The organism is Leifsonia sp. 466MF (assembly GCF_900100265.1).
Lineage (GTDB): Bacteria > Actinomycetota > Actinomycetes > Actinomycetales > Microbacteriaceae > Leifsonia.
The window spans coordinates 2,638,907-2,665,725 of the sequence record NZ_LT629696.1 but is presented as its reverse complement, the minus strand read 5'-3'; the positions used below and the strand labels follow the sequence as shown (position 1 = coordinate 2,665,725).

General features: G+C 70.2%; 24 protein-coding genes. 10 read left to right on the top strand and 14 right to left on the bottom strand.

The window, feature by feature from the left end; genetic code table 11:
• Positions 1 to 42 precede the first annotated feature (42 nt).
• On the bottom strand, positions 43 to 825 hold the full coding sequence (locus BLR91_RS12755) for a VOC family protein (RefSeq protein WP_018190123.1): 783 nt from the start codon (positions 823 to 825) through the stop codon (positions 43 to 45).
• 86 nt (positions 826 to 911) lie between these two features.
• Here BLR91_RS12755 and BLR91_RS12750 point away from each other — a divergent pair, with 86 nt between their 5' ends.
• On the top strand, positions 912 to 1,817 hold the full coding sequence (locus BLR91_RS12750) for a formylglycine-generating enzyme family protein (protein WP_089874895.1): 906 nt from the start codon (positions 912 to 914) through the stop codon (positions 1,815 to 1,817).
• A gap of 73 nt (positions 1,818 to 1,890) precedes the next feature.
• Here BLR91_RS12750 and BLR91_RS12745 read toward each other — a convergent pair whose 3' ends face one another.
• A complete protein-coding gene (locus tag BLR91_RS12745; RefSeq protein WP_172823217.1) occupies positions 1,891 to 5,763 on the bottom strand; it encodes a multifunctional oxoglutarate decarboxylase/oxoglutarate dehydrogenase thiamine pyrophosphate-binding subunit/dihydrolipoyllysine-residue succinyltransferase subunit in 3,873 nt (1,290 codons plus the stop codon).
• A gap of 136 nt (positions 5,764 to 5,899) precedes the next feature.
• Between BLR91_RS12745 and BLR91_RS12740 the strand changes: the two genes are divergently transcribed.
• Positions 5,900 to 7,339, top strand: a complete 1,440-nt coding sequence (locus BLR91_RS12740) for a GuaB1 family IMP dehydrogenase-related protein (protein WP_018190126.1) — start codon at positions 5,900 to 5,902, stop codon at positions 7,337 to 7,339.
• A 107-nt stretch (positions 7,340 to 7,446) separates the two neighbouring features.
• On the opposite strand, the gene BLR91_RS12735 is transcribed toward BLR91_RS12740, so the two are convergent.
• The 4 genes from BLR91_RS12735 to BLR91_RS12720 form a co-directional block, all read right to left on the bottom strand.
• Positions 7,447 to 8,880, bottom strand: a complete 1,434-nt coding sequence (locus BLR91_RS12735; protein WP_089874899.1) for a DHA2 family efflux MFS transporter permease subunit — start codon at positions 8,878 to 8,880, stop codon at positions 7,447 to 7,449.
• 77 nt (positions 8,881 to 8,957) lie between these two features.
• Positions 8,958 to 9,509: a TetR/AcrR family transcriptional regulator gene (locus tag BLR91_RS12730; RefSeq protein ID WP_089874901.1), complete on the bottom strand. Its 552-nt coding sequence runs from the start codon at positions 9,507 to 9,509 to the stop codon at positions 8,958 to 8,960.
• 60 nt (positions 9,510 to 9,569) lie between these two features.
• A complete protein-coding gene (locus BLR91_RS12725) occupies positions 9,570 to 10,607 on the bottom strand; it encodes a hemolysin family protein (RefSeq protein ID WP_020075362.1) in 1,038 nt (345 codons plus the stop codon).
• Positions 10,600 to 11,922 (bottom strand): hemolysin family protein, encoded by a 1,323-nt coding sequence (locus BLR91_RS12720; RefSeq protein ID WP_172823273.1) that lies wholly within the window; start codon positions 11,920 to 11,922, stop codon positions 10,600 to 10,602. Before BLR91_RS12720 ends, BLR91_RS12725 begins: the two co-directional genes overlap by 8 nt.
• Before the next feature lie 229 nt (positions 11,923 to 12,151).
• On the opposite strand from BLR91_RS12720, the gene BLR91_RS12715 reads away from it, so the two are divergent.
• Entirely contained in the window at positions 12,152 to 12,529 is a 378-nt protein-coding gene (locus BLR91_RS12715) for a VOC family protein (protein ID WP_018190131.1), read from the top strand.
• A gap of 37 nt (positions 12,530 to 12,566) precedes the next feature.
• Here the strand turns inward: BLR91_RS12715 and BLR91_RS12710 are convergent, their stop codons facing one another.
• Complete coding sequence (locus tag BLR91_RS12710) at positions 12,567 to 13,646, bottom strand: NADH:flavin oxidoreductase/NADH oxidase (RefSeq protein ID WP_020075359.1); 1,080 nt, start codon at positions 13,644 to 13,646, stop codon at positions 12,567 to 12,569.
• Positions 13,647 to 13,654: 8 nt separating this feature from the next.
• Entirely contained in the window at positions 13,655 to 14,272 is a 618-nt protein-coding gene (locus BLR91_RS12705) for an HAD family hydrolase (protein ID WP_089874905.1), read from the bottom strand.
• 84 nt (positions 14,273 to 14,356) lie between these two features.
• Between BLR91_RS12705 and BLR91_RS12700 the strand changes: the two genes are divergently transcribed.
• From BLR91_RS12700 to BLR91_RS12680, 5 genes are all read left to right on the top strand, one after another.
• The gene (locus BLR91_RS12700) at positions 14,357 to 15,214 is read left to right on the top strand and encodes an ADP-dependent NAD(P)H-hydrate dehydratase (RefSeq protein ID WP_089874907.1); all 858 of its coding nucleotides are present in this window, start codon (positions 14,357 to 14,359) and stop codon (positions 15,212 to 15,214) included.
• Positions 15,215 to 15,271: 57 nt separating this feature from the next.
• Positions 15,272 to 16,612 (top strand): glycosyltransferase 87 family protein, encoded by a 1,341-nt coding sequence (locus tag BLR91_RS12695; RefSeq protein ID WP_089874909.1) that lies wholly within the window; start codon positions 15,272 to 15,274, stop codon positions 16,610 to 16,612.
• A 15-nt stretch (positions 16,613 to 16,627) separates the two neighbouring features.
• Entirely contained in the window at positions 16,628 to 16,936 is a 309-nt protein-coding gene (locus BLR91_RS12690; RefSeq protein ID WP_018190136.1) for a thiamine-binding protein, read from the top strand.
• Between the two features lies 1 nt (position 16,937).
• Positions 16,938 to 17,174, top strand: coding sequence for a hypothetical protein (locus tag BLR91_RS12685; protein WP_089874911.1), 237 nt, complete (start codon positions 16,938 to 16,940; stop codon positions 17,172 to 17,174).
• A 137-nt stretch (positions 17,175 to 17,311) separates the two neighbouring features.
• Positions 17,312 to 18,604: an MFS transporter gene (locus BLR91_RS12680; protein WP_089874913.1), complete on the top strand. Its 1,293-nt coding sequence runs from the start codon at positions 17,312 to 17,314 to the stop codon at positions 18,602 to 18,604.
• A gap of 15 nt (positions 18,605 to 18,619) precedes the next feature.
• Here the strand turns inward: BLR91_RS12680 and BLR91_RS12675 are convergent, their stop codons facing one another.
• From BLR91_RS12675 to BLR91_RS12655, 5 genes are all read right to left on the bottom strand, one after another.
• Positions 18,620 to 19,273, bottom strand: a complete 654-nt coding sequence (locus BLR91_RS12675) for a response regulator (protein WP_018190139.1) — start codon at positions 19,271 to 19,273, stop codon at positions 18,620 to 18,622.
• A 32-nt stretch (positions 19,274 to 19,305) separates the two neighbouring features.
• Entirely contained in the window at positions 19,306 to 20,523 is a 1,218-nt protein-coding gene (locus tag BLR91_RS12670) for a hypothetical protein (protein ID WP_018190140.1), read from the bottom strand.
• Positions 20,520 to 21,686, bottom strand: a complete 1,167-nt coding sequence (locus tag BLR91_RS12665; RefSeq protein ID WP_018190141.1) for a sensor histidine kinase — start codon at positions 21,684 to 21,686, stop codon at positions 20,520 to 20,522. Before BLR91_RS12665 ends, BLR91_RS12670 begins: the two co-directional genes overlap by 4 nt.
• A gap of 16 nt (positions 21,687 to 21,702) precedes the next feature.
• Positions 21,703 to 22,908 (bottom strand): homoserine O-acetyltransferase MetX, encoded by a 1,206-nt coding sequence (gene metX / locus BLR91_RS12660; RefSeq protein ID WP_018190142.1) that lies wholly within the window; start codon positions 22,906 to 22,908, stop codon positions 21,703 to 21,705.
• 155 nt (positions 22,909 to 23,063) lie between these two features.
• On the bottom strand, positions 23,064 to 24,386 hold the full coding sequence (locus BLR91_RS12655; RefSeq protein ID WP_018190143.1) for a bifunctional o-acetylhomoserine/o-acetylserine sulfhydrylase: 1,323 nt from the start codon (positions 24,384 to 24,386) through the stop codon (positions 23,064 to 23,066).
• Positions 24,387 to 24,526: 140 nt separating this feature from the next.
• Between BLR91_RS12655 and BLR91_RS12650 the strand changes: the two genes are divergently transcribed.
• Positions 24,527 to 25,300: an SDR family oxidoreductase gene (locus tag BLR91_RS12650; protein WP_172823216.1), complete on the top strand. Its 774-nt coding sequence runs from the start codon at positions 24,527 to 24,529 to the stop codon at positions 25,298 to 25,300.
• 1 nt (position 25,301) lies between these two features.
• Positions 25,302 to 26,006, top strand: a complete 705-nt coding sequence (locus BLR91_RS12645) for a potassium channel family protein (protein WP_089874917.1) — start codon at positions 25,302 to 25,304, stop codon at positions 26,004 to 26,006.
• Positions 26,007 to 26,024: 18 nt separating this feature from the next.
• On the opposite strand, the gene BLR91_RS12640 is transcribed toward BLR91_RS12645, so the two are convergent.
• Positions 26,025 to 26,819, bottom strand: a complete 795-nt coding sequence (locus BLR91_RS12640; RefSeq protein ID WP_089874919.1) for an aminoglycoside adenylyltransferase domain-containing protein — start codon at positions 26,817 to 26,819, stop codon at positions 26,025 to 26,027.

The window sequence follows — 26,819 nt, the reverse complement described above, 5'->3', positions numbered from 1 at the left end:
CCCATTCAGCGCTGTCAGCGCGGTGCGCCCGGCTGCGACCGCCTAAGCGGAGCCGCCCGTCCCGACCTCGTGGAGGAAGAACAGGCCGCCCAGCGGGTCGGTGACCTGCGCGAAGCGGCCGAACTCGCTGTCCCACGGATCGCGGATGACGGTCCCGCCCAGCTCGATCACGCGCTGTGAGGCGGCCGCCGCGTCCGCGACCCCGAAGTAGACGACCCAGTGCGACGGGACGCCCGGCGGGAGCATCCCGTCCGCGTCGTAGACGCCGCCGGCGGGCGAGTCCGGGTCGCCGAAGGTGACGTACCGGAAGTCGGCGGTGTCGCCGAGCACCTGCGTCCTCCAGCCGAAGACCCGGGTGTAGAAGTCGACCTGCGCAGCGTAGTTGCGCGCATAGAGCTCATGCCAGGCGATGCCCCCGACCTCGGCGACCAGCTCGAAGCCGCGGTGCTGCTCGGGATCCCACAGTCCGACGACCGCTCCGCCCGGGTCGGCGATGACCGCGAGCCGGCCCTGGTCGCCGACCGTCATGGTTGGAGCGATCACCTGTGCGCCGGCCTGGAGCGCCGCCTTCTCGGCCGTGTCCGCATCCTCGACGAGGAGGTAGGTGAGCCACGTGTTCGCCTGGGCGTCGCCCATCGTCGGACCGAGGCCCGCGACCGTACGTCCGTCTCGCCGGAACGTCACGTAGCCGCCGTACTCCTCGCCGGCGGTCTCGGCCGTCCAGCCGAACAGGCTCGTGTAGAACTCGGTCGCGCGCGGAACGTCGGAGCTGGTGTAGTCGACCCAGCAGGGCTCGCCGAGGCGGTGGGTGGTGACGACGGTCATGCGCTCACCATACGCCGCAGGCCGCCGGACCGGCCAGCGGTGACGGCGGTCTGTCCGCGAGCCTCCGGGGTCGATAGCGTGAGGCCATGGACGACATGGTTCCCCTGCCGGGCGGACGGTTCCGGATGGGCTCCGCCGAGTTCTATCCGGACGAGCAGCCCGTCCATGAGCGCTCTGTCGACGCGTTTCGCATCGACCGGTTCGAGGTGACGAACGCCGACTTCGCCGCGTTCGTCGCCGACACCGGCTACGTCACCGTCGCCGAACGTCCCCTCGACGCGGCGGAGTTTCCTGAGCTGCCCGACGACGACCTCCTCCCGGGTGCTCTGGTGTTCACGGCGACGGACGGGCCGGTCGACCTCTCCGAGTGGCGGCAGTGGTGGCGATGGGAGCCGGGAGCGGATTGGCGGCATCCCGAGGGGCCGACGTCCGGCATCGACGAGCGGATGGACCGGCCGGTCGTGCAGGTCGCCTATGAGGATGCGGTCCGCTACGCCGCCTGGGCCGGGAAGCGCCTCCCGACCGAAGTGGAGTACGAGTACGCGGCCCGAGGCGGCGTGGACGGCGCCCGCTTCGCGTGGGGCGACGAGGCCTACCCGGGCGGGGAGGCGCAGGCGAACTCGTGGATCGGGCACTTCCCCTACGACAACCAGGGACGCTTCGGGGCGACCCCGGCGCCCGTCGGGTCGTACCCGACGAACGGCTATGGGCTGCACGACCTGATCGGCAATGTGTGGGAGTGGACGAGCGACTACTACACGCCGCGGCATGTCATCCCCGGCCAGAGCGCACCGGACGCCGGCGGACGGCTGAACCTGCTCGGGGCGAGCAGTGCGGAGCCCGGGTCGGACATCCCTCGCCGGGTGCTGAAGGGCGGCTCGTACCTGTGCAGCCCCGAGTACTGCCTCCGCTTCCGGCCGGCGGCACGGTCGCCGCAGGCGGAGGACACGGCGACCACCCATATCGGGTTCCGCTGCGCGGCCGACGTCTGAGTCGCCGGCACGCGGTGCAACGGCGGGAGCCCCGGTCCTGATCGGACCGGGGCTCCCGTGACGCGCGTGCGGACTACAGCGTGAGCGCCCGCTGGATCAGCACCTGCTGCTCCTGAGCGTGACGCTTCGCCGACCCAGCGGCGGGCGACGCCGACGGCGGACGCGACACCACACCGAGCGGCCGCGGGCCGAGCTTCGACGTCTCGAGGATCATGAACGGCCAGGCGCCCTGGTTCTCCGGCTCGTCCTGCACCCAGACCAGTTCGGCGTTCGGGTACGAGTCGACGACCGCCTTCAGCTCGGCGGCGGGCAGCGGATAGTACTGCTCCACCCGCACCAGCGCGATCTCCGGGTTGGGATTCTTCTCGAGCTCGTTGAGGAGGTCGTAGTAGAGCTTCCCGGCCATCAGCAGCACCCGCTTCACCGAGCCCTTGTCGCTGATGCGCGCATCGTCGATCACCGGCTCGAAGCGGCCGTTGGTGAAGTCCTCCACGTTGCTCGCCGCGCCGCGCAGTCGCAGCATCGCCTTCGGGGTGAAGACGACGAGCGGCCGGCGCGGACGGGCGTACGCCTGGCGGCGCAGCAGGTGGAAGTACGACGCGGGCGTCGACGGACGCGCCACGGTCATGTTGTTCTCGGCGCACATCTGCAGGTAGCGCTCGATGCGGGCGCTGGAGTGGTCCGGTCCCTGTCCCTCGTAGCCGTGGGGGAGGAGCAGCACCAGCGACGAGCGCTGGCCCCACTTCTGCTCGGCGGAGGAGATGAACTCGTCGATGATCGTCTGGGCGCCGTTGGCGAAGTCGCCGAACTGCGCCTCCCACAGCACGAGGGCGTCCGCGCGCTCGACCGAGTAGCCGTACTCGAAGCCCATCGCGGCGTACTCGCTGAGGAGCGAGTCGTAGATCCAGAACTTCGCCTGGTTGTCGCTGAGGTTCGCGAGCGGCAGCCACTCCTGGCCGTTGACCCGGTCGTGCAGCACCGCGTGGCGCTGGACGAAGGTGCCGCGGCGCGCATCCTGTCCGGCGAGGCGCACCGGGGTGCCCTCCACCAGCAGCGAGCCCAGGGCCAGCAACTCGCCGAAGCCCCAGTCGATGCCGCCGTTGCGGCTCATCTCGCTGCGCTTGTTGAGCAGTTGCTGCAGCTTCGGGTGGACGGTGAAGCCGGCAGGCGGGTTGTTGAACGCGTCGCCGATCATGCCGATGACCTGCTCGCTGACCGCCGTCGTCTCCGGCTCGCCGACGTTGTCGTTGGCGTCCGACTGCGCCGGCTTCTCCAGATCCGCGGACTCGTCGGAGTTCAGCACCGGCGTGGAGTTGGTTTGAGCCGCGTGCGTCTCCATGAACGCGCGCTCGAGGCGGTCCTGGAAGTCGCGGTGCGCCTGCTCGTACTCCTCCTCGGTGATGTCGCCGCGGCCGACGAGCGCCTCGGTGTAGAGGCGGCGGACGGACCGCTTCGCCTCGATGAGGCTGTACATCAGCGGCTGGGTCATCGAGGGGTCGTCGCCCTCGTTGTGTCCGCGGCGGCGGTAGCAGACGAGGTCGATGACGACATCGCGCTTGAACTCCTGGCGATAGGCGAACGCGAGTTCCGCGACGCGGACGACGGCCTCGGGGTCGTCGCCGTTCACGTGGAAGATCGGCGCCTGGATGGTCTTGGCCACGTCGGTCGAGTACACCGAGCTGCGGGCCTCGCCGGGAGGGGTGGTGAAGCCGACCTGGTTGTTGATGTTGACGTGGATGGTGCCGCCGGTGCGGTACGCCCGCAGCTGCGACATCTGCATGGTCTCGACCACGACGCCCTGACCGGCCATCGCCGCATCGCCGTGGATGAGGATCGGCAGGGTGAGGAACGTGCCCGCCGGGCGGCGGTCCTGCTTCGCGCGGACGATGCCCTCCAGGACGCCGTCCACAGCCTCCAGGTGCGAGGGGTTCGCGGCCAGGTAGACCGGGATCTCCTCGCCGCCGGCACCCTTGAAGGTGCCCTCGGTGCCCAGGTGGTACTTGACGTCGCCGGAGCCCTGGACGGTCCGCGGGTCCTGCGTCCCCTCGAACTCGCGGAAGATCTGACCGTAGGTCTTGCCCGCGATGTTGGTGAGGACGTTGAGGCGGCCGCGGTGCGCCATCCCGATGGCGACCTCGTCCATCCCGGCCTCCGCAGCGCCCTGCAGGATGGAGTCGAGCAGCGCGATCGTGGACTCGCCGCCCTCCAGGCTGAAGCGCTTCTGGCCGACGTACTTGGTCTGCAGGAAGGTCTCGAACGCCTCGGCCTCGTTGAGCTTGCCGAGGATGCGCAGCTGCTCGTCGTGGGTCGGCTTCTCGTACGGCCGCTCCAGCTTGTCCTGGAACCACTTGCGCTGAGCCGGGTCCTGGATGTGCATGTACTCGATGCCGACGGTGCGGCAGTAGGAGTCGCGCAGCACGCCGAGGATGTCGCGCAGCTTCATCTTGCGCTTGTCGCCGCCGAACTGGCCGGTGACGAACTCACGGTCGAGGTCCCAGAAGGTGAGGCCGTGGCTCTCGATCTCGAGGTCGGGGTGCGACCGCTGCTTGTACTCGAGCGGGTCGATGTCGGCCATCAGGTGGCCGCGCACGCGGAACGAGTTGATCAGCTCCTGGACACGGGCCGTCTTGTCGACGGCGCTGGCCAGGTCGACGCTGATGTCCGGGTTCCAGTGGATCGGCATGTAGGGGATGCGCAGCTCGGCGAAGATGTCCTCGTAGAAGTTGCGCTTCCCGATCAGCATCTCGTGCACGATCTTGAGGAACTCACCCGAGCCGGCGCCCTGGATGACGCGGTGGTCGTAGGTGCTGGTCAGCGTGATCGTCTTGCCGATCGCGAGGCCGGCGAGCGTCTTCTCGCTGGAGCCCTGGAACTCGGCCGGGTACTCGAGGGCGCCGGCGCCGATGATGCAGCCCTGCCCCTTCATGAGACGCGGGACCGAGTGGACGGTGCCGATGCCGCCCGGGTTGGTGAGCGAGAGCGTGGTGCCCGCGAAGTCGCCGGCGGCGAGCTTGTTGTTGCGGGCCTTGCTGACGAGCTCCTCGTACGCGGCGAGGTACTCGCCGAAGCGCATGGTGTCGGCCCGCTTGATGCTCGGGACGAGCAGCGCGCGCGTGCCGTCGGGCTTCGGGATGTCGATCGCGATGCCGAGGTTGATGTGGGCCGGGGCCACCACGGAGGGCTTCCCGTCGACCTCGTCGTAGTAGACGTTCTGGCTCGGGAACTCCTTGAGCGCCTGGATGAGCGCCCAGCCGATGAGGTGGGTGAAGGAGACCTTGCCGCCGCGGGCGCGCTTCAGGTGGTTGTTGATGACGATGCGGTTGTCGATCATCAGCTTCGCCGGGATGGTGCGGACGCTGGTCGCGGTCGGCACCGTGAGCGACGCATCCATGTTGGTGGCGAGCGTCTTGGACATGCCGCGCAGCGGGGTGACCTTGTCCTCTTCGGCGGCCTCGACGGTGGCGTTCGGGGCGGTCACCGGGGCGTCGGCGGGAACCGGCTGCGGCTTGGGCGCGACCGAGGTCGTGCGGGCGACGGGCTGCTGACCGATCACCGGGATGGGCGTGGTGACGGGCTTCGGCTCGTTCGGGTGCGGGGCGGGGGCACCGCCCGCCGGGGGAGCCGGTGTCGACGGCTCGGACGGGCCGGGCGCTGTCGGCTCCGACGGGGTCGGGACCGTCGGCTCGGCCGGGCTCGGGGCCGTCGGCTCCGACGGGGTCGGGATGGTGGGCTCCGACGGCGTCTCCGTGGGGGTCTCACCGGGCGACGGGATGGATTCGTCCTTCACCGCCGGGTGGTAGTTCTCGAGGATGGGCCACCACGACCTGTCGACCGAGTTCTTGTCGTGCACGAACTGCTCGTACAGCTCGTCCACCAGCCATTCGTTGGCTCCGAATTCGCCCGCGGCGCCGTCTTCGGTCCCTACTCCGGTCAATTGGCTCGACACAGCCGATCGCCCACTCTCTCCATCGATTTCGTCGTGACCGGGCGGCCTGTCACCGCCCGCTTCCATCCGATCCTCAAGCCTAATCCCATCGGTACTCGCGTGCGGGCGCTCAGCCGAGCGGGATAGCGTTATTCCCATGCAGTTCTATGGAACATCGCCGCGCCACGATCTCACCTACTCGGATGTCTTCCTCGTGCCGTCGCGGTCGAACGTCACGAGCCGTCTCGACGTGTCCCTCGCCCCCAACGACGGCACCGGCGCGACCATCCCGATCGTGTCCGCGAACATGAACTCGGTCACCGGGAAGCGGCTCGCCGCCACCCTCGCCCGTCGCGGCGGTCTCGGCGTCCTCCCGCAGGACATGCACCTGCAGGACCTCGACGAGGCGATCCGCTGGGTGAAGGCGCAGCCGGTGATGTTCGACACCCCGTACGAGGCCCACCCGGATGAGAGCGTCGCCGACGTGCTCCGCCGCATCCCGGCCGTCGAAGGGCACGGCATCGTCGTCACCGGCGACGACGGCGCGTACCTCGGCTGCCTCGCGGCCGTCCAGCTCGGGTCGGCGCTCGCCGATGCGCGGGTCGGCGACCTGCTGCACGGCGCCCTGACCTCGCTCGATGCGGAGGACCTCTCCGATGGGCGCGCGGCGTTCCAGGTGATGGATGCGGCCGGCATCGACTTCGCGCCGGTCCTCGACCACGGCCGTGTGGTCGGAACGCTGTCGAAGCGCAGCGCCCTCCGCTCCACCATCTACACGCCGGCGCTGGATGCGCACGGCCGGCTCCGCGTCGCCGCGGCGGTCGGCATCAACGGCGACGTGGCCGGCAAGGCGAAGGCGCTCGCCGCAGCGGGCGTCGACGTGCTCGTCATCGACACGGCGCACGGCGACCAGGACGGAATGATCCGCGCGATCCGCACCGTCAAGGAGCTGGGTCTCGGCCTGCCGATCGTCGCGGGGAACGTCGTCACCGAGCAGGCCGTCCGCGACCTGGTCGCGGCGGGCGCCGACATCCTGAAGGTCGGCGTCGGCCCCGGCGCGATGTGCACGACGCGCATGATGACCGCCGTCGGCCGTCCGCAGTTCTCGGCGGTGCTCGAGACCAGCGCCGCCGCGCGCGAGCTCGGGGCGCACGTCTGGGCGGACGGCGGTGTGCGCTACCCCCGCGACGTCGCGCTGGCGCTCGCCGCCGGTGGCGCATCCGTGATGATCGGCTCCTGGTTCGCCGGGACGATCGAGGCGCCCGGCATGCTCGACCGCGACGCGAACGGCGGCCTCTACAAGGAGAGCTGGGGCATGGCGTCCACGAAGGCGGTGAAGGGCCGGTTCGAGCGGCTCGACGCCTACGAGCTCGCCCGAAAGGAGCTCTTCGCCGAGGGCATCTCGAGCTCGCGCATCTACCTGGACCCGCTGCGGCCGTCCGTCGAGGACCTGCTGGACATGATCACGACCGGTGTGCGAAGCTCGTTCACGTACGCCGGCGCACGTACCCTCGCGCAGTTCCACGAGCGCGCGCTGGTCGGCATCCAGTCCGCCGCCGGCTACGAGGAGGGCAAGGCGCTCCCCGTCAGCTGGTAGCCCCCGGCGCCTCCATCCCCCCCCGTCGAGTACGCACAAACTGCACGCCGAGCGTGTGGCTGGCGTGCAGTTTGTGCGTACTCGACGGAGGGACGGAGGCCGGAGGGTCAGTTGGAGCGGGAGCGGACCAGTGCCGTGATCGCCGCACCGACGACCGCGAGAACCGCGGTGCCCAGGAACAGCAGGAGGAATCCGCCGGCGGCGGCGTCGGACCCGCTGCTTCCCGCGTCCAACAGCGCGGAGGTCCGGGCGGAGGCGATGCCGCCGAGGACGGCGAGGCCGAGCGCGCCGCCGATCTGCTGCGCGGTGTTGACCAGACCGCTGGCCAGGCCGGACTCCGACTCCGGCACACCACGGACGGCGAGCTGGGTGACAGTGACGAAGGAGGCGCCCAGACCGAGACCGATCACGATGCTCGGCAGGATGAACCCGGCGATGAATCCGGTGCTCCCGGCGAGGGCGAACCATACGACCCCGGCGGCGAGCACGACGAGCGCACCGGCGAGCGTCGTGCGGAGGCCCACCCGGGCGACGACGGCCGGGATCACACCGGCGATCGCGACGAGCGCGATGGCGAGGGGCAGCTGGCTGAGTCCGGCGGACAGCGCATCCAGGTGCAGCACCTCCTGCAGGTAGACCGAGAGCGCGAAGAACAGCGCGACCGTGGCGCCGCCGACCAGCAGCATCACGATGTCGCCGGCGAGGGCGTCGCGATTGCGGAAGAAGGAGAACGGCAGCAGGGGGTGGGCGGTGCGGCGTTCGATCAGCACGAATGCGGTGAGAAGGACCACCGCGGCGACAGCGAGCCCCAGGACGATCGGGTTCGTCCAGCCGAGCGTGCCGCCCTCGCTGAGGGCTGCGACGGCCGCCGCGAGTCCGAGGGTCGCGGTCGCGGCTCCCGCCGCATCCATCCGCTCGGCATCGCCGGCCGGGTCGCGGTTGATGAGGAACGGGATGACCGCGAGCACGAGGATGCCGACGGGCACGTTCACGAAGAAGACGGCGGACCAGCCGAAGGCCGCGGTGAGCACACCGCCGAGCAGAACGCCGGCCGCGCTGCCCATCCCGGCCACCGCACCCCAGAGGCCCAGTGCCTTCCCGCGCGCCTCGGCGTCGGGGAAGAGCTGCGTGAGGAGAGCGAGGGATGCGGGCGCCAGCAGGGCGGCGAACGCGCCCTGCACGGCTCGTGCACCCAGGAGCATGGTGCCGTTCACGGCGAGACCGGCCGCGAGCGACGCCAGTGCGAAGCCGGCGACGCCGATGAGGAAGACCCGGCGGTGCCCGAACCGGTCGGCGAGACGTCCGCCGAGCAGGAGGAGACCGCCGAAGGGCAGGACGTAGGCGGTCACCACCCAGGCGAGCGCCGCGGTGTCGAGACCGAGGGCGGTGCCGACGGTCGGCAGTGCGATGTTGACGATGGATGCGTCCAGCACCACCAGGAACTGTGCGAGGGCGAGCACGCTGAGCGCCCACCAGCGGTGCGTGCTGCGGGGAGTGGTCGCGGCGGCAGGTGCCGCCGCGGTGGCGAGAGACGTTTCCATGGGACTGTCCTTTCGTTGTGAGTGATCGATCAATCACTCTTGGGAGCCGGGTGATGGCGGTGGGGTCGAAGGGGGGATCAGGGGTGCTGGATGCCGTTCGTGAGCGTTCGTGCCCATTCCTCGGGCACGTCCTCCAGGCCGGCCGTGACCACTAGGTGGCACAGCTGCCCGTAGGCGATGAAGCGCTGGACGGCGTCGGGCTCGGCGCCCGATCGGATCGTGGCGAAGCGGGTGATCCGGGCGAGTCCGCGCCGGAGCGCCTCCCGGATCTCCGGGACGTCCGAAGCGGACTGCGCGTGCACCTGCAGCATCAGGAGCGAGCGGTCTCCGATGAGCTCCGCGTACGCGTCGCCCATCCGGTCGAGGATCACCGTCGGCGTCTCGCCGTCGGCGCTCCGGGCGCCGGACTCCAGCGCGTTCTCGATCCGCTCGAAGCAGCGCTCCAGCGCGGCCACGAACAGACCCTCCTTGCTCGGGAAGAGCTTGAAGACGTAGGCGGGGGAGATGTCCGCATCCTTGGCGACCGCCGCGATGGGGGTGCCCAGGTAACCGCCGACGGCGAAAACTGCGATGGCGCTGTCGAGCACCGCCTCGCGGCGGTCGTCTGCGGTGGAGAGTGTTCGTGCCATGTGAGTGACTGTACACTCACTCTTGCGACGAGGTCAAGAAGTTTGTGGGGGAGAGCCGGCTCAGGTGCGCCGGGTCGCGTCCTGGACCTCGCCGACGAGCTCCTCGATGATGTCCTCCAGGAACAGCACTCCGGCGGTGGCGCCCTCCGCGTCGACGACCCGGGCCAGGTGGCTGCCGGACCGGCGCATGGTGGCCAGGGCGTCCTCCAGGTCGCTGCCGGCGAAGACGGTCACCAGGCGACGGATGCGCTTGGCCGGCACGGGGAGCTCGAAGCCGGTCTCCTCCAGGTCGAGCACGTCCTTGAGGTGCAGGTAGCCGGTCGGCTCGCCGTCGGCGTCCGGCACGACGTAGCGCGAGAAGCCGTGCTTGGCGACGGCCTTCTCCACGTCGGCGGGAGTCGGGGCGGACGGAAGGGTCACGAGCGCGTCGAGCGCGACCGCGACATCCCGCACCTTCTTCTCGGTGAACTCGAATGCCGCCGTCAGGGCCCCGGTGCGATCCGTCAGCACGCCCTCCCGGGTCGACTGCGACACGATCGTCGCGACCTCGTCGAGGGTGAACGTGCTGGCCGCCTCGTCCTTCGGCTCCACCCGGAACAGGCGCAGCACCGCGTTCGCCGTCGCGTTCAGGGCGACGATGATCGGGCGGACAGCACGGCCGATGCCGACGAGCGGCGGAGCCAGCAGCAGCGCGGCCTTATCGGGCATCGAGAACGAGATGTTCTTCGGGACCATCTCGCCGAACACGACGTGCAGGAACGACACGACGATCAGCGCGACGATGAACGCGATGGTGCCGATGACCTCCTCGGACCACCCGGTCGCGTGCAGCGGCACCTCCAGCAGGTGGTGGATCGCCGGCTCCGAGACGTTCAGGATCAGCAGCGAGCACACGGTGATGCCCAACTGCGTCGTGGCGAGCATCAGCGTCGCGTGCTCCATGGCGTACAGAGCGGTCTTGGCGCTGCGCTTCCCGCGCTCCGCCAGGGGCTCGATCTGGGAGCGGCGTGCGGAGATCACGGCGAACTCGGCGCCGACGAAGAAGGCGTTGACCGCGAGCAGCACGACCAGCCAGGCGATTCCGGCCCAGTCACTCATGAGCCGCCCCCTCTCCGTTCATGCCCTCTGTGACGGGCACCGGATCGGGCGTGTAGCGGATGCGGTCGACCCGGCGGCCGTCCAGGCGCTCGACGCGCAGGGTGCCGCCGTCGATCACGACCTCGTCGCCGACCTTCGGCAGCCGGCCGAGCTCGTTCATGACGAAGCCGGCGACGGTCTCGTACGGCCCCTCCTCGGGGACGGTGACGCCGGCGCGTTCCTCCAGCTCGTCCGGGCGCAGGATGCCGGGGAAGGTGATCGAGTCTCGCCCTCGGATGACGCCCGCTCGCGTGCGATCGTGCTCGTCCGCCACCTCGCCGACGATCTCCTCGACGAGGTCCTCCAGCGTCGCGATGCCCGAGGTGCCGCCGTACTCGTCGACGACGACCGCGAGCTGGTACCCGCGGGCGCGCAGCTCGCCGAGCAGCGTGTCGAGACCCATCGTCTCGGGAACGCGCAGTGGGTCGGTCATCAGGGCGGAAGCGGGCACACGCGAGCGTCGCTGCCGGGGGACGGCGACGGCCTGCTTGACGTGGACGACGCCGAGCACGTCGTCGATGTCGTCGCCGATCACCGGGAACCGCGAGTATCCGGTCTTTCTCGCCAGCTCGCTGACCGCCTGGGCCGGATCGGTGCGCTGCACCGCTTCGATGCGCGGCCGTGGCGTCATCACATCCGAGGCGGTGCGGCTCGAGAAGGCCAGCGTGCGGCTGAGCAGGGTGGCGGTGTCCTCCTCGAGGACACCCGCGCTCGCCGACCGGCGCACCAGCGACGACAGCTCGTCGGCGGTGCGCGCACCGGACAGCTCCTCCTTCGGCTCGATGCCGAGCAGACGGAGGATCCCGTTCGCGGTGCCGTTCAGCAGGGCGACGAACGGCCGGAACACCGTCGTGAACACCGTCTGGAACGGGATCACCAGCTTGGCCGTCGCGAGCGGAAGGGCGAGGGCGAAGTTCTTGGGCACGAGTTCGCCGAGGATCATCGACAGCAGGGTCGCGACCGCGATCGCCACGACGGACGCGATCGGCGTGACGGCGCCCTCCGGCAGCCCGGTCGCGGTGAGCGGTCCGCGCAGCAGAGAACTGATGGCCGGCTCCATCGTGTAACCGGTGAGCAGCGTTGTCAGCGTGATGCCGAGCTGTGCGCTCGACAGGTGCGTCGAGGTGATCTTCAGCGCGGCGATGGTCATGCTGAGGCGCGACTCGCCCCGCTCGCGACGTGCCTCCAGATCACCGCGATCGAGGTTGACGAGGGCGAACTCGCTGGCGACGAAGAGCCCGGTCCCGACCGTCAGCAGCAGGCCGACGGCGAGCATGATCCACTCATAGAGCACGGCCGTCACCTCGCTCGCATCCCAGCGGGCTCGACACGGGCAACGGGCTGGCAGAGGGAGGGTCGTCCATTTGCCCGCCAGTATATCGAGGCGGAGAGCGCTGGAGCCGGGGTTTCCGGGGCGGATTCCCAGGCGGCGTAGACCCGCGATTCCAGTGGCCCCGAACGCGACGCACGCGCGTATGGTGCCGCCTGGATGAAGGAGGATCCCCATGTTGGAGTCTTATGTGACGTACTCCGTCCTTCCTGCTTCCGACCTGCAGCGGGCCATCGAGTGGTACCGCGACAAGCTGGAACTCGAACCGGAGCGGACGACCGAGGGCGGTGTGCTGTACGGCACCGGGTCTGAGGCGAAGATCTTCGTGTATGAGACCGGGAACGCCGGCACCGCACAGAACACGGCGATGTGCTGGCTGACGCCGGACATCGAGGCCACGATGGCCCACCTGAGGGAGCGGGGAGTCACGTTCGCGGACTACGACTTCCCCGGTCTGCACACCGAGAACGGGATCGCGACGGACGACATGGGCCGGTCGGCGTGGTTCCAGGACAGCGAGGGCAACTACCTCTGCCTCACAGAACCGGCCTGACCGTCGGTCCGACGGTTGACGCCGGCCGGCGCGCAGCTCAGCGCCAGCGCGCGCGGAGGTACTGCGGCGGCCAGTAGCCGATCTCGACGCCGAGCTCGTGAGCGGCCCGCAGCGGGAAGTGCGGGTCGCGCAGGAGTTCGCGCGCCAGCATGACCGCGTCCGCCTGGCCGCTCTCCACGATCTCCGCCGCCTGCTGCGGCGAGGTGATGAGCCCGACCGCGCTCACATCCACGTCGGATGTGCTGCGCACGTGGTGAGCGAACGGCACCTGGTAGCCGGGGCCGAGCGGGATGCGGATGCCGGCCTGGATGCCGCCGCTGGAGATGTCGAAGAAGTCGGCTCCGGCCTCTTCGGCCCACGCGGCCACCGTCGCGGTCTGGTCCTCGTCCCATCCGCCCTCGGTCCAGTCGCTCGCGGAGAAGCGGACGAAGAGGGGCGCGTCCGGCGCCTCCTCGCGGACCGCCGCGATGATGCGAAGGAGCAGCCGAGCGCGGTTCTCCAGCGATCCGCCGTACTCGTCGGTCCGCCGGTTGGAGATCGGGGAGAGGAACTGGTGCAGCAGGTAGCCGTGTGCCGCGTGCAGCTCGATCACGCGGAAGCCCGCCTCAACCGACCGGCGCGCGGCCGAGCGGAAGTCGTCCACGATCGTGTCGAGACCGGCCGCATCCAGCTCGTCGGGAGTGTCGAGCCCGTCGAACGCGATGGGAGACGGTGCGACCGTCCGCCAGCCGCCTTCCGCCTCGGGGACGGAGCCGGTGCGGCCCTCGAAGCCCCACGCCGGCCACGACGACGCCTTGCGGCCGGCATGCCCGAGCTGGATGCCGGGAACGGCGCCCTGACTCTCGATGAACGCGGTGATCGGCTTCCAGGCGTCCCGCTGCTCGTCTGTCCAGATGCCGGTGTCGCGCGGGCTGATCCGCCCCTCCGGGTTGACCGCGGTGGCCTCGGTGAAGACGATGCCGCTGCCGCCGGTCGCGAACGATCCCAGGTGGATCAGGTGCCACGTGCCGGGGACGCCCGACTGGTCGAGCACCGAGTACTGGCACATCGGCGAGGTCCAGATGCGGTTGCGGGCGGTGACGCCGCGCAGGGTCAGGGGATCGAAGAGAGAGGGCATACCTCCATCTAAGCGCCGAGACCTTCCAGATATGCCCGGAGGCCGCTCGGCGATGTGAACACGTGCCCGGAGATCCCGAGCGCTTCGGCGCCGCGGACGTTCGCCTCCTTGTTGTCGATGAAGACCGTCTGCTCCGGCGTCACCCCGAGTTCGGAGAGGACGTGCTGGAAGATCTCCGGGCTGGGCTTGATCGTGCCGAGCTCTCCGCTGACGAACACCTTCTCGAACAGGTCGCCGAGGGTCCCATGACGGAAGTAGGAGCCGAAGTCGCGGCCGGCGTTCGAGAGCAGCGCCATCCGCGTGCCGCCCAGCTTGAGGTCGAGGAGGACCTGGAGGGTGTCGTGGTCGATCGTCAGCCAGCTCCGGAAGTCGGCGAGCCACAGCCGGTGGATCTTCGCGTCGCCCCAGTTCTCGCCGAGCTCGCGCTCGATGCCGCGCCAGTACGACTGGATGCTCAGCGTGCCCTGGTCGAGCGCATCCCGGTGTCGCCAGTACGCCGGCCAGAACACGTGCGGGTCGCCGCCCGCGAGTTCGGTCAGGGCGGCGCGGTCCTCGTCGGACGGGGTCACCGAGATGACCTCGCCGTAGTCGAACACGATCACCTTTCCGGGGATGCTGATCGCCATGCTCACAACCTATCGTGAGGTCGGTAGGGGTTCGATGGGCCTGGGCCGGTGTGCGGCCGACAGGAGTGACGACGGGAGGCGCCGATGACCGACTGGCAGAACTGGGACGAACGGGATGCCGCGGCATGGATCGCCGTGCCGCAGGAGTCGAGTGACAAGTATTCGCGCGGTGTCCTCGGGGTGGTGACCGGATCCGACCGCTACCCCGGCGCGGCGGTGCTCGGGGTGGAGGGCGCTTCGCGCACCGGTGTCGGCATGATCCGCTATCTCGGCGCCGACCGCCCGGCCGAGCAGGTGATGCGCCGCCGACCGGAGGTCGTGACCGCCCCCGGACGCGTGCAGGGCTGGCTGATCGGCTCCGGCATGGATGCGGCCAGTCGTCCAGCGGATGACGCCCAGCGCCTGCGTTCGGCTCTCCGCGACGGGACGCCGCTCGTGATCGACGCGGGAGCGCTCGACCTCGTCGGTCGCGCCTCCGCACCGGTGGTCGTCACGCCGCACTTCCGCGAGCTGGCGACGGTGCTCGCCGCCGGGGCGGACGACGACTCGGACGCGGTGACCGCCGACGACATCGCGGCCGACCCGGCCGGCTGGACCATCCGTGCCGCCGAGAGCCTGGGCGTGACCGTCCTGCTCAAAGGCCACACGACCTACGTCGCGGCGCCCGGAGGCCCGCGGTACGCCGTCACCGCCGGTCCTGCGTGGCTTGCGACGGCCGGGAGCGGAGACGTGCTGGGCGGCGTGCTGGGCGCCCTCGTGGCGACGCATGCCCGCGAGATCGACGAGGATGGCCACACGGCGCTCGCCGCGCTCGCCGCGACCGCCGCGTGGGTGCACGGCCGGGCGGGGGAGCGGGCGTCCGACGGCGGGCCGATCGTCGCCCTCGACATCGTTGGGGAGCTCCCCGGGGTGGTGCGCGAGCTGGTGCGTGCGGCGGGCTGAGAGACCGCGCAGCGCGGTTCAGGAAGGCGCCCATCGCATCCCCTAGGATGTGGCGCTATGGGGATGGATGCGGTGCCGCTGAGCGCCGCGCCGACCCCTCGGGCACAGCCCGGCCTGCTGCAGCGGGTGGCCTACAGCCCGCTGTCCCTGTGGATCGCGTTCCTCGCCGTCCACCTGATCATCAGCGGCCTCGCCCTCGACCAGGGCAAGGGCCTCGGCGACGTCTTCCTCGTCTACAAGCCCTGGGCCCAGCTCGCGGCGCAGGGCACCCAGATCGTCGGCGTCGACTCCGACTGGGTGTATCCCTTCGGCGCGATCGTGCCGGTCATGCTGCCGCTGCTGTTCGGCGCGGACGGCTATGTCTGGGCGTGGCTGAACATGGTGCTGCTGCTGAACGCGGCGGCCTTCGCCGTGCTGATCGTCGGGCGTGAGCGGCGCCGGCTGATCGCGGCCTGGTGGTGGCTGGCCTTCCTGCTCCTGCTGGGGCCGATCGCCGTCGGGCGCCTGGACTCGGTCTCGGCGTCGCTCGCGATCGTCGGGCTGCTCTGGCTGACCCTGCACGAGCGCGCGGCGGTCGTCGTGCTCACCGCGGCCACGTGGATCAAGGTGTGGCCGGCCGCCGTCCTGCTCGCCGCGGTCGTCGCCCTCCGCTCGCGCCGGCACATCGTGCTCGTCGCCGTGGCAACCTCCGCGGTGATCGCGGCGGTGCCGCTGATCTTCGGTGCAGGCTGGCACATCCTGAGCTTCATCACCATGCAGACCGACCGCGGGCTCCAGATCGAGGCGCCGGTCAGCACGTTCTGGATGTGGCAGGCCGCGTTCCACGTGCCAGGTGCGGAGGTCTACTACGACCGTCAGCTGCTCACGTTCCAGGTCAGCGGTCAGGGGACCGCCGCGGCCGGCGCGCTCATGAACCCGCTGTTCGCGGCGACCGCGATCGTCGTGCTGCTGATCGGCGTCCGGGCGTACCGGAGGGGCACCCCGTACACGCGCATCCTCCCGGAGCTGTCGCTCGCTCTGGTGACCGCATTCATCGCCTTCAACAAGGTCGGCTCACCGCAGTACGTCGTGTGGCTGGCCGCACCGGTCGTCATCGGGTTGGTCTATCAGGGTCGGGGGTTCCGCATCCCGGCGCTCCTGGTGCTGGTCACCGCGGGGCTCACCCAGGTCTTCTATCCGTTCCTGTACGACTGGCTGCTCGTGCCGGACCCGGGGATGGTCGCCGTGCTGACCGTGCGCAACGTCATGTACTTCGTGATACTGGGGTGGACCGTTGCGGCGCTCTGGCGCCGGCGTCACCGCCAGGAGGCGGCAGGCGACCTGGTTCCGGCCCACGCGTGGCCGTTCCGCTCGGCCCCGGGAGCGCATCCCGAGCCGGTCGGCGGAAGCGCACGCTGAAAGATGGAGGAAGACATGCTGGTGGCGTTCTCTGTTGCGCCGAGCGGCGGTGAGGGAGCGGACGCGTCGGTGCACGACGCGGTCGCCGCGGCCGTGCGCGTGGTGCGCGAGTCGGGCCTCCCGAACCGTACGGACGCGATGTTCACGACGATCGAGGGGGAGTGGGACGAGGTCTTCGACGTCGTCCGCCGCGCCACCGAGGCGGTCGGCCGATACGGGTCGCGCGTCTCCCTCGTGCTGAAGGCGGACATCCGTCCCGGGTACTCCGGCGAGCTCGACGGCAAGGTCCAGCGGCTCGAAGCCGCGCTGGAGCGAGGCGACTGACGTGGATGTCGACACCCTCCTGCTCCTGCTCTTCGGCCTGTTCGTGCAGTTCGGACCCTTCCTGATCATCGTCGCGGTGCTGGTGGGCGGCGTCCTGCTGGGCTGCGTCGTCGTCGCCATCGTCGGCGCGGTGCGGGCCGGGGTGTCGAAGCCCGAGGAGACCCGCGACGTGGATGTCGCCCAGTTCTTCGAGGAGCAGACGGCCGCGGCCGCCGCCGCCGGCGACCGCCGCGCCTAGCCTCCTCCGCCTCCTCCTCTCCCGCGGTCGCGAGATTCGTGCCGAATGTGCGCTTTGCGCCGCGCATTCCGCACTTTCGTGCCGAATGTGCGAGGGGGACCGCCGCGGGTCGAAACGATTCGATATAGGCTGGTGCGGTGACCCCGCTTATCGACGGGCCGACGAAGCTGTCGTCGGCCCGTATCCGTCTTGCGCTGCTGGCGCTCGCCCTCGGTGGATTCGGCATCGGATCGACCGAGTTCGTCGCGATGGGCCTGCTGCCCAACATCGCGCACGACCTGCTGCCGCAGCTGTACGCCGCCTCGCCGACCGACGCCAACGCGCAGGCCGGCTGGATCATCTCGGCGTACGCGCTCGGCGTGGTCGTCGGCGCGCCCACGATCGCGGCGGTCGCCGCGCGCTGGCCGCGTAAGAAGCTGCTGCTCTGGCTGCTCGTGGCGTTCACCGTCGGCACCCTCGCCTCGGCGGTCGCCCCGACGTTCCAGCTCGTGATGCTCGCGCGCTTCATCTCTGCGCTGCCTCACGGCGCCTACTTCGGCATCGCTTCGCTCGTCGCCGCCTCGCTGATGGGGCCGGGCAAGCGCGGGCGCGGGGTCGCCTTCGTGCTGTCGGGCCTGACGATCGCCAACGTGATCGGCGTTCCGACGATCACCTGGATCGGCCAGCACAGTGGATGGCGCATCGCCTACCTCGTCGTCGCCGCGATCTTCGCGCTGACGTTCGTCGCCGTCGCGCTACTGGTGCCCTGGCAGGCGGGCGACGCCAAGGCGACCATGAAGAACGAGCTGCGGGCGTTCACCCGGCTGCAGGTGTGGCTCGCGCTGCTCATCGGCGCTGTCGGCTTCGGCGGCTTCTTCGCCGTGTACACGTACATCGCGCCCATCGTCACGACGATCACCGGGATGCCCGAGTCGACCGTTCCGCTGGTCCTCGTGCTCGCCGGCCTCGGAATGACGGTCGGCAACATCCTCGGCGGGCGTGCGGCCGACCACAGCGTCCCGCGCAGCATGCTGCTGTTCTTCGCGATCCTGCTGGTCGGCCTTGCGGCCCTCTGGCTGACCGCATCCACCATCCCCGGCCTGCTGATCTCGGTGTTCGTCGTGTCCGGAGCGTGCTCGGCGCTCTCGCCGACCATCCAGACCCGGCTCATGGATGTTGCGCGCGACAGCCAGTCGATCGCCGCGGCGCTCAACCACTCGGCGCTCAACATCGCGAACGCCGCCGGAGCGTTCTTCGGCGGCCTGACGATCGCGGCCGGTCTCGGCTACCTGTCGCCGGTCGTCGTCGGCGGACTGCTCGCCCTCGGCGGCATCGCGCTGGCGCTGATCTCGTTCGGCATCGACCGCTCGCGCATCCGGCGCGGTGTCGCCACCGGTTCGGTCGCGGCTCAGCGGCCGGAGCGGACTCCGGTCTCCGCGCCCGTCGACTGACGGACGCGGGTTCCGTCAGTCGTTCTGCAGCAGGATGCCGTCCTGGATGGCGCGCTTGCGCAAGGCGACCTTGGTGCCGACGTCGTAGCCGGCCACGCGGTACTTCTCGCGGATACGCTTGAGGTAGCTCTTGGCAGTCTCGTCCGAGATGCCCAGCTGGAAGGCGACCGCCTTGACCGGCTCACCGGCGCCGTAGAGCGCCATCACGCGACGCTCCTGCGCGCTCAGCTTGGGGGCGCCGCCGACCTCGCCGGCGTTGAGCGCCAGGTCGAGTTCGGCCGAGATGAACGACTCGCCCTTGCGGGCGGCGCGGATCGCCTCGACGATCATCTCCGCATCCTCGCTCTTCACCAGGTAGCCCATCGCTCCGGCCGCTAGCGCCTCCCGGACCACCGCGGGCTCCGAGTAGGTGCTCATCAGCACCGTGGCGACACCGGTCGTCTTCAGCGTCGAGAGCTTCAGCGAGATCGGGATGTTGTCCTTGAGGTCGAGGTCGAGGAGGACGACGTCCACCGGGAACTCGGGATGCGTCAGCAGCTCCGGCCAGCTCGCGACGGCTGCGACCATGCTGATGTCGTCCGCTGCACTGCGGATCCACTCGGTCAGTGCTCCCAGCAGCATCTTGTGGTCGTCGACGATCGCGATCCGGATCGGGGGTTCCTCGGCCATGGGGTGCCTCTCTCTGTATCGAACCAGCTGGGTCAGACCAGCTCGGCTGATGTGTCGCTCACCGTCGTGATCTCGATGCGCAGGGTCGAACCCGAGAACGACTCGACGTAGCGGCCCACTTTACGGATAGCTTGCCATGCCGCGGGGTCTACCCCGTTTCGCGGCACACCGCTGGTCGAGATCACGATAGCCATTGTGGCCCCAGGATTCGCCGTTCTCGGGTAGGTGCCGACCGGTCGTGTCAGATCGAGCGTCAGCGTCCGCGGCTGGCCGGCCCCGCTGCGGACCGGGTCGCTGATGAGCAGCCAGACCGCGGTGAGGAGGCCGTCGCGCTGCTCGCGGTTGAGGCCGGCGGCGAGCCCGTCCGGGTCGGTCAGCGTCACCGACGGCCCGAGGAGGGCGGACTCCGTGACGGCGTGGTACAGCCACGTCTCCCGGCGGCCCTGGATGAGGTGGAGGCGCAGCTCCGTCGCGATCGAGGCCGCGGCGTCGGCGGTGTCCTCGTCGAGCGGCAGCGCCGTGCGGCCCGTGGCGACGCCGTCGAGCAGTCGCTCGGCGGCGAGGTCGAGGCGGGCGAGCTCTTCGGAGGCCAGCATCCCGATGGCGTAGCCGGGGGAGACCACGGTGCTCTGCACCTGGACGAGGTCGAGCTCCAGCTGCACCAGTGTGCGGAGCGACCGCACGATCTGCACGCCGACGAGCGGAGGCGCGACCGCGATGGCGACCGTGACCAGACCCGGGCCGAGGAGCTGCAGGTTCGGCAGCGACCGCCAGATCTCGACGACGGCGAGCACGACGCCCAGCACCGCCGTGGCGAGGACGATGTCGCGCGCCGGGCGCACCGGAACGCACAGCAGGAGCGTCGGGCCGACGGCGGCGGCCGCCGTCAGGGGGACGATGGCCCCGCCGATCGGCCAGGTGCCCGCGATGTCCAGCGCCACGGCGGCGGCCCAGACGCCCAAGGCGCCCAGGAAGAGCCACGACGGCAGCTCGTCGGGCAGCCGGAAACGGAGGACGAGGGCGGCCACGAGGGTCACGGCCACCAGCACCCAGGCGGTCACCGTGAAGCCCAGCAGCGGGTACTCGGCGATGTTCAGGCCGAACAGCGTGAGCAGGAACGCGATGAAGGCGACCGTCGCCACGTTGAAGCCGAGGTCGAGGCGTGCGCGGCCGAGCGCATCCCGCTCGTCCCCGGCGGCGCCGCGCGCCAGCGGGCTGCGGGGAACGGTCCGCTCGTCGACCCGGGTCACTTCGGCACCTCCAGCACGACGGTCGTCCCGCTGCCGGGCGACGAGAACAGGCGGGCGTTGCCGCCCACATCGCGGAGGCGCGCCACGATCGACTCGGTGAAGCCCAGCCTCCCGGTGTCGATGGAGGCGACGTCGAAGCCCTTGCCGGCGTCCGTCACCATGGCGCGCACGTTCGTCTCGTCGTCCGTGATCGTCACGTGCGCCTCGAGAACGCCCGAATGCCTGCGTACGTTCTCCAGGCACTCGCCGAGGGCGAGGAGGAACGCGTCGAGGACGTCGCTGGGGAGCAGCACCTGACCGGCGCCGTGCCAGTTCACCTCGAGCCCCATGCGGCGGAAGCGCTGCTTCACCGACTCGAGCGTGTTGCCCAGCGTGGACTCCTCGACCGGCTTGAGCTTGTAGTCGCCGGACCGGGCCGGGTCGGGCGTGAAGCCGAGCCGCAGCTGGCGCAGAAGAGCAGCATCCTCGGCGGCCTGCTCGCGGAGGGCGCCGTGGCTGACGCCGACACCGGAGTGCGCGAGGAGCGTGAGCGTCGCCAGCACCGTGTCGTGCAGCAGTCGCGCGCTCTGGCGACGGCGGGCCTCCGTCTCGCTCGCCTGGCGTTCGACCCGGTAGGCGCGGCTCATCGTCGAGATGCGCTTGAGGGTCCGCGGGACGGTGCGGGAGAGCCAGACGCCGGTGGCGGTCAGGGCGATCCACCCGGTCATCGTGAACACGAGCGTCTCGACCATGCGGGATTGGGTCACCCCGAGAGTGACGCCCTGCGCGGTCACCGTCACGGCCGCGGCCGCCACCAGCAGCACGAGCCGGCTGCGGGAGCTCACGCCGACAACGCACACGCACGCGACCGATGCCGCGCCGATCACGCTGACAGCGCTGATCGCGGACGGCCCGAGCGCGGTTCCCGGCAGCAGGTGGATGAGGATGAGCGCGACGCCCGCGACCACGATGACCCACATCCACAGGGTCAGTCGCAGCAGGCCGGCCAGCTGCCACTGCGCGTAGCCGAGGCACACGATGAGCACCAGCGACGCGAGGTACAGGGGGAGCGGAAGGGAGCCCGGGATGCTCAGGCAGAAGAGCGCTGTGACCGTGGCCGTCAGCCCGACGGTGCGGGCCGTCGCAGCGAGGAGTCGATCACGCTCCTTCTGGATGCGCGACATGCCCCTCCGTCCTCCGTCACACGTCGAGCAGTCGCCTCAGCTGGGCGCTGACGGCGTCGTCCTCGATCAGGAACCCGTCGTGGCCGAAGTCCGACCGGATCACCACTGGAACTCTACCGTCCAGCGTGACCGGAACATGGTAGGCGATCTGCTCCTGTCCCTCGACCGGGAACAGGCGGTCGCTGTCGATGCCGACGACAAGGGTGCGCGCCGTCACCCGTGACAGCGCTGCGGCGAGGCCACCGCGGCCGCGTCCGACGTCGTGGGAGTTCATCGCCTCCACCAGCGTGATGTAGCTGTTCGCGTCGAAGCGGCGCGTGAACTTGTTGCCGTGGAAGTCGAGGTACGACTCGACGGCGAACCGTCCGCCGCCGCCGAGCGGGCTGATCTCGCTCTGCCATGCCCGCTGGAAGCGTTCGTTCAGCTCGGACGGGCTGCGGTAGTTCAGCAGGGCCATCCGCCGCGCGAGCGCGAGTCCGCGGTGCGGGCCGTCGCCGTCCTCGGCGTCGTAGTACTGGCCGCCGCGGAACAGCGGATCGGTGCGCACCGCCTCGATCTGGACCGAGTTGAGGGCGATCTGGTCGGCGGTCGAATACGGGGGAGCGGCGATCACCGCGAGCCGCTCGACGCGCTCCGGGAACATGACCGCCCACTCCAGCGCCTGCATCCCGCCCATCGAGCCGCCGACGACCGCAGCCCAGCGGTCCAGCCCGATGGCGTCCGCGAGGGCGGCCTGCGCGGCGACCTGGTCGCGGATGGTCGTGAACGGGAAGCGGGCGCCCCACTCGGCGCCGTCCGGGGCGAGGGAGGCGGGACCGGTCGTGCCCTGGCAGCCGCCCAGCATGTTCGGCGCCACGACGTACCAGCGGTCGGTGTCGATCGCCTTGCCGGGTCCGATGATGCCCTGCCACCAGCCGGCCGTGCGGTGTCCGCGGCCGGCGGGCCCGACCGCGTGCGAGTCACCGGTCAGGGCGTGCAGCACGAGCACGGCGTTGTCGCGCTCCGGCGACAGCGTGCCCCAGGTCTCGTAGGCGACCCGGACGAACGGGAGGGTCTCGCCGCTCTCGAAGGAGAACGCGCCGATCCCCGCGAACTGCCGGTCGCCGGCCGGATCGGACTCCTTCCAGGCGCCGCTCGCCGGCGGCTTCCCGAGCAGCGTCCTCGCCTGCGCCTCCGTGATGAAACTCGACGGCGCCGTGTCGGCGGATGTCTGCCACTCCATACCGCTCATTCTCCCGGACGCCGCGCTCCGCCCTCGCTCTGTTACGCCGCGCACGCCCACCCACCGTCGAGTACGCAAAAACTGCACGCGAAACCGGAGTTTCGCGTGCAGTTTTTGCGTACTCGACGGTGGGCGCCGAGCGGAGGGGCGGAGGGTTACGCGCGGGCGGCCTCGGCGACGGAGCGCGCAGCGGCGAGGCCCGCGGAGAGGTCCGCCTTCAGGTCGTCGACGTTCTCCAGACCCACCGAGAGGCGGACGAGGCCCGGGGTGACGCCGGCGGTCAGCTGCTGCTCGGGCGTGAGCTGCGAGTGCGTGGTCGACGCCGGGTGGATGACGAGGCTGCGGACGTCGCCGATGTTCGCCAGGTGGCTGAACAGCGAGAGGTTGTCGACGAGGGCAGCGCCCGCATCCACACCGCCCTTGAGCTCGAACGAGAGCACCGCGCCGACACCCTTCGGGGCGTACTTGTTGGCGGTCGCGTACCACGGGCTGGTCGGCAGACCCGAGTAGTTGACCGACGCGACATCGGGGTGCGACTCGAGGAACTCGGCGATCTCCTGCGCATTCTGCGTGTGACGCTCGACGCGGAGCGACAGCGTCTCGATGCCCTGGATGAGCTGCCAGGCGCTCGCCGGTGCGATCGCCGCACCGAGGTCGCGGAGCAGCTGCACGCGCGCCTTGATGATGTAAGCGAGGGCGTCTCCGACCGCTGCGGTGTAGCTGGCGCCGTGGTACGACGGGTCCGGCTCGGTGAGGCCCGGGAACTTCTCGACGTTCTTCGACCACTCGAACGAGCCGCCGTCGACGATGATGCCGCCGATGACCGTGCCGTGACCGCCGAGGAATTTGGTCGCCGAGTGGACGACGATGTCGGCGCCGTGCTCGAACGGGCGGATCAGGTACGGCGTCGCGATCGTGTTGTCGACGATCAGCGGGACGCCCGCCTCGTGCGCGACCTCGGCGACGAGGGCGATGTCGAGGATGTTGATCTTCGGGTTGCCGATGGTCTCGGCGAAGAACAGCTTGGTGTTCGGGCGGACCGCGCGGCGCCACTCCTCGGCGTCGTCCTGGTTCTCGACGAAGGTGGTCTCGATGCCGAGCTTCGCGAGCGTGTACTTGAACAGGTTGTACGTGCCGCCGTAGATCGAGCTGGAGGAGACGATGTGGTCGCCGGCCTGCGCGATGTTCAGCACCGCGAAGGTCTCAGCGGCCTGACCGGAGGCGACGAGGAGGGCCCCTGTGCCCCCTTCGAGCGCGGCGACGCGCTCCTCGACGACCGCCTGGGTCGGGTTCTGGATGCGGGTGTAGATGTTGCCGAACTCGGCGAGGGCGAACAGGTTCTTCGCGTGCTCCGCGTTGTTGAACACGTACGACGTGGTCTGGTAGATCGGGGTCGCGCGGGCGTTGGTCACCGGGTCGGGAGCAGCGCCGGAGTGGATCTGCTTGGTTTCGAACTGCCAGTCTGCGGCGTCGGTCATGGCGTCTCTCCTTCGGGTCTGTGAGCGCATGATGCGCAGGGTCTGCGAGCGGTCGGCCACCGCCGTTGTCAGCAGGCTAGACGCGCCGTCCCACGCGGGCAACGTATCCGAAACACGCCGTAACCCGCGACAATGAGGGCATGAGCAGACGTGTGGTCGTGACGGGAGCGAGTTCGGGCATCGGGGCGGCGACGGTCCGCGCCTTCCGCAGCGAGGGCTGGGACGTGGTGGCGGTGGCCCGCCGGGAGGACCGCCTGCGGGCGCTGGCCGACGAGACCGGCGCCGAATTCGTTGTCGCCGACCTGACGAAGCAGGATGACGTGGATGCGCTCCGCGACCACTTGGCGTCGACCGGCGGCATCCACGCGCTCGTCAACAACGCGGGAGGCGCGCACGGGCTCGACTCCGTTGAGGCCTCCAGCGTCGACGACTGGGTGTGGATGTATGAGATCAACGTCATCGGCACGAAGCGGGTCATCTCCGCCCTCCTCCCGCTGCTGCGGGACGGCGCGACCGAGACGGGCCACGCGGACATCGCGGTCGTCACCTCCATCGCCGGCCTGACCACGTACGTGGGCGGCGGCGGGTACAACGCCGCGAAGTTCGCCGAGCACGCCCTCACCGAGGTGCTGCGGCTGGAGCTGAACGGCGAGCCGATCCGCGTCGTCGAGATCGCGCCGGGGATGGTGGCGACGGAGGAGTTCTCGCTGGTCCGTTTCGGCGGCGACAAGGCCAGGAGGGACGCGGTCTACGAGGATGTGCCCGAGCCGCTCTCGGCCGAGGACGTCGCCGACACGATCGTCCACGCGCTCACCCGCCCCCGCCACGTCGACCTCGACCTGATCGTGGTCAAGCCGGTCGCCCAGGCGGCGCCGTACCGGCTGCACAAGGGCGAGCTGACGGTCCGCGGCTGACATGACCGACGAGGACGACGCGAAGCGCCTCCGCTGGGAGCGCGCGACCGCCTGGCCCGGAATCGCCGCCAGCGCGCTCTTCCTCGTCGCCTACTCCTGGAACATCCTGGACGAGTCCCAATCGACCGCCGTGCACGCGACACTGATCGTGGTGCTCGTTGCGGTGTGGCTGTTCTTCTTGATCGACTACGTGATGCGCCTGCTGCTTGCCAAGCACAAGCGAGAGTTCGTCCGCCGCAATCCGGTCGACTTGCTGTCGGTGTTCATCCCGATGGCGCGACCCTTCCGCCTGCTGACCGGGCTACGCCATCTGAACGGGCTGCAGGGCAACAGCGGGTCTCACCTGCGGCGTCGCATCGTCATCATCGCATCGAGCTTCATCGTCATGTTCATCTATGTCATCGCGCTGGCCGAGTTTCAAGCCGAGCGCTACGCGCAGGGATCGAACATCCGCTCCTTCGGCGACGCGGTGTGGTGGGCGTGCGTGACCATGGCGACGGTCGGTTACGGGGACTACTACCCGGTCACCATCCCGGGCCGGGTCCTCGCGGTCGTCCTCATGATCGGCGGCGTCGCGATCGTCGGAACCGCGAGCGCGACGATCGTCAGCTACCTGAACGACCGCACGCAGCACCTGCGCCGCCACGAGCCGCGGCAGGACGACGCGCATCCTGGCCCGGAGGAGCAGAACGACGCCCCGCGCTGACGCCGCGGCCCACGCGCGTCAGCCGTCGGTGACGGCCACGCACGCCCGCAGCAGCTGGATGGCCTGGCGCGCGTCCCGCACCGTGAATTCCTGACGCTCGCCCGCCCGGTCGCGCACCGCCCGCTCCAGCAGCTCGGCGTGCTCCGGCCAGCGTTCGGCGGCGAACGCGGCAGCGGCGGTCTTCGAGAGCACCTCGCCCGTCTCGATGGTGGCGACCAGCCGGATGGGGCCGAGCGCCACCCAGCGCACGGTCTCCGCGCGCACGGGGCCGTCGTCCGGCCTGTCGGCGAGCTCGGCTTCAAGGCCGTCGCCGATCCGCTGCCAGTAGTCGAGCAGGTTGTCGCGCGAGAACGCGACGACCCCCTCCGCGGTCTGCGGGTGGCGGTCGGCGACCGGCGACCAGATGACGTCGCCGCCGTCGACGATGCCCTGAACGCCAGACTCCAGCTCCCGCCAGGTGATCCAGCTGAGCTGCGCGCCCGCGAGCGCGGAGACCAGCACGCCTTCGACCACCTGGGGAGCGGTCTGGACCACATCCGGCCCGCGTGCGATCTCCGACTCGGTCAGGTAGACGCCGTCGATGTGCGGCTGGGAGGAGGCGTGAAGCTCCGCGAGGGCGGGCAGGTCGTCGACCGGGTCGCGGGTGACCACGAACACCACATCGATGTCGCTGACCCCCGGATGCCAGTCCCCGGCCACAGCGGATCCGGTGACGATCGCGCGGCTCACGAGTCCGGGCGCGAGGCGTCTCTGCTCCAGGAGGAACGCGGTGAGCGCGTCGGCGACGGCGGGCGGGAGCTGCTGCTCGGACAT